This is a genomic window from Endozoicomonas sp. SESOKO4 (genome assembly GCF_024606275.1).
In genome coordinates this window covers 1-3,427 of the sequence record NZ_JAHHPS010000584.1, presented here as the reverse complement: position 1 = coordinate 3,427, position 3,427 = coordinate 1, and the positions used below count along the sequence as shown (strand labels likewise).

2 tRNA genes and 1 rRNA gene are annotated in these 3,427 nt (G+C 50.1%); all 3 read right to left on the bottom strand.

Annotated features, from left to right (window positions below):
* A 23S ribosomal RNA gene (locus tag KDK16_RS11445) occupies positions 1 to 2,648 on the bottom strand; the annotation flags it as partial.
* 446 nt (positions 2,649 to 3,094) lie between these two features.
* Positions 3,095 to 3,170: transfer RNA gene (locus tag KDK16_RS11440), tRNA-Ala, on the bottom strand.
* A gap of 17 nt (positions 3,171 to 3,187) precedes the next feature.
* A tRNA-Ile gene (locus tag KDK16_RS11435) sits at positions 3,188 to 3,264 on the bottom strand.
* Between the last annotated feature and the right edge of the window lie 163 nt (positions 3,265 to 3,427).

Genomic DNA, 3,427 nt, shown 5'->3' with positions numbered 1-3,427 from the left:
GTATCAGCCTGTTATCCCCGGAGTACCTTTTATCCGTTGAGCGATGGCCCTTCCATTCAGAACCACCGGATCACTATGACCTACTTTCGTACCTGCTCGACCTGTACGTCTCGCAGTCAAGCTGGCTTGTACCATTACACTAACCGCACGATGTCCGACCGTGCTTAGCCAACCTTCGTGCTCCTCCGTTACTCTTTGGGAGGAGACCGCCCCAGTCAAACTACCCACCACACAATGTCCCCGATCCTGATAAAGGACCTGGGTTAGAACCTCAATATTGCCAGGGTGGTATTTCAAGGTTGGCTCCATGCAGACTGGCGTCCACACTTCAAAGCCTCCCACCTATCCTACACAAGCAACATCAAGATCCACTGTGAAGCTGTAGTAAAGGTTCACGGGGTCTTTCCGTCTAGCCGCGGATACACTGCATCTTAACAGCGATTTCAATTTCACTGAGTCCCGGGTGGAGACAGCGTGGCCATCGTTACGCCATTCGTGCAGGTCGGAACTTACCCGACAAGGAATTTCGCTACCTTAGGACCGTTATAGTTACGGCCGCCGTTTACCGGGGCTTCGATCAAGAGCTTCTCCGAAGATAACCCCATCAATTAACCTTCCGGCACCGGGCAGGCGTCACACCGTATACGTCCACTTACGTGTTAGCACAGTGCTGTGTTTTTAATAAACAGTCGCAGCCACCTGGTATCTTCGACCAGCCTCAGCTTACGGAGCAAGTCCGATCACCAAAGCCGGCGCACCTTCTCCCGAAGTTACGGTGCCATTTTGCCTAGTTCCTTCACCCAGGTTCTCTCAAGCGCCTTGGTATTCTCTACCTGACCACCTGTGTCGGTTTCGGGTACGGTCCCTTTTGACCTGACGCTTAGAAGTTTTTCCCGGAAGCCTGGCATCAATCACTTCCTGACCTTGGTCAGTTCGTCATCAGTTCTCGGCGTTCTCTATTAGAGAGGAACCGGATTTGCCTGATTCCACCGCCTACGACCTTAAACCCGGATAACCAACACCGGGCTGACCTAGCCTTCTCCGTCACTCCATCGCAGTCAAAAGGGGTACAGGAATATTAACCTGTTTCCCATCGATTACGTCTTTCGACCTCACCTTAGGGGCCGACTCACCCTGCGCCGATTAGCGTTGCGCAGGAACCCTTGGTCTTCCGGCGAGGGAGCCTCTCACTCCCTTTATCGTTACTCATGTCAGCATTCGCACTTCTGATACCTCCAGCCCACCTCCCGGTTGACCTTCGACGGCTTACAGAACGCTCCTCTACCACCTAGAAACTAGTTTCTAGATACAAGTATCAAGTAGTGTATCGTTTGATGATGCCTATGAGCATTTAAACTTCGATACGGCATAATCTAACCTTGTCACTTGTTTCTAGAAACTAGTCTCTAGATCCGTAGCTTCGGTGAATAGTTTGAGCCCCGTTACATCTTCCGCGCGAGCCGACTCGACCAGTGAGCTATTACGCTTTCTTTAAAGGGTGGCTGCTTCTAAGCCAACCTCCTGGCTGTCTGGGCCTTCTCACATCGTTTCCCACTTAACTATTACTTTGGGACCTTAGCTGACGGTCTGGGTTGTTTCCCTTTCCACGACGGACGTTAGCACCCGCCGTGTGTCTCCCGTGATTGCACTCATCGGTATTCGGAGTTTGCATGGGGTTGGTAAGCCGGGATGGCCCCCTAGCCCAAACAGTGCTCTACCCCCGATGGTGAGACACGAGGCGCTACCTAAATAGCTTTCGAGGAGAACCAGCTATCTCCGGGCTTGATTAGCCTTTCACTCCTATCCACAAGTCATCCCCTGGCTTTTCAACGACAGTGGGTTCGGTCCTCCAATCAGTGTTACCTGATCTTCAACCTGCTCATGGATAGATCGCCCGGTTTCGGGTCTATTCACTGCGACTGGACGCCCTGTTAAGACTCGCTTTCGCTACGGCTTCCCTATTCGGTTAACCTTGCCACAGAAAATAAGTCGCTGACCCATTATACAAAAGGTACGCAGTTACAAGAGACTAGTATCAAGAGACAAGAAACAAGATTGGATGGACGTAAACCTGATGGTTATTCCTCCTGACACTTGTATCTTGATACTAGCCCCTTGCTCCCACTGCTTGTACGTACACGGTTTCAGGTTCTGTTTCACTCCCCTCAACGGGGTTCTTTTCGCCTTTCCCTCACGGTACTGGTTCACTATCGGTCAGTCAGGAGTATTTAGCCTTGGAGGATGGTCCCCCCATGTTCAGACAACATTTCACGTGTGCCGTCCTACTCGATTTCACAATAAAAGAGTTTTCGTGTACGGGGCTGTCACCCACTATGGCCGCACTTTCCAGAGCGTTCCACTAACTCCTGAATTGCTTAAGGGCTGGTCCCCGTTCGCTCGCCGCTACTGGGGGAATCTCGGTTGATTTCTTTTCCTCCGGGTACTTAGATGTTTCAGTTCCCCGGGTTCGCCTCCTTGACCCTATGTATTCAGGTTAAGGATACTCACTTGTGTGAGTGGGTTTCCCCATTCGGACATTCCTGGATCAGCGCCTGTTTATCGGCTCCCCAAGACTTTTCGCAGATTACCACGTCCTTCATCGCCTCTGACTGCCAAGGCATCCACCGTGTACGCTTAGTCACTTGACCATATAACCCAAAACGATCTGTTTGGCTGCGATATTTTCCTTCATGCGGCGTTGCAATCTTCACTCTGTCAGTCACATACCATGGGTATGCTCCTTCCGTCGTTCAGCTTGCGCCTTGCCTGAAGAAAAATCTCTTTGCCAAACCCCATAAAAAGGGTCTGTTCTGAATTAAAGGTTCATATAACTACCTTTAACGATCTCCAGTTCATCACTGGCCACTGTTAACTGACCACTGACAACTGAACGCCATACACATTAGCTATTACCTTGCGGTAAATAACTTGAGAGTGTCTCAGCAAGAATCTCATTAAAAGACTTGCGCCTTTTAAATCAACTCAGCTTATTTAAGTTTGGATTCCACATTGTTAAAGAACGCATTACCCGGTTTCTATCGAAGAAAAGGGATAATGAAGCAAAATATGCTTAATGAATGGGTCGTTCGGATAATGGTGGAGCTAAGCGGGATCGAACCGCTGACCTCCTGCGTGCAAAGCAGGCGCTCTCCCAGCTGAGCTATAGCCCCTTATTCCGAATCACGATTGGTGGGTCTGGGCAGACTCGAACTGCCGACCTCACCCTTATCAGGGGTGCGCTCTAACCAACTGAGCTACAGACCCAATCTTGCTGGTTCAGCGCATCGCCAAAACAACCGATTCATTAAACACACTTTTTTAAAGAACAAAACGACCAACTGACAACTGGTCACTGACCACTGTCAACTGATCATCAAACAATTCGTGTGAACGCTTATGGAAGGTCGGTCGTCGTTTAAGGAGGTGA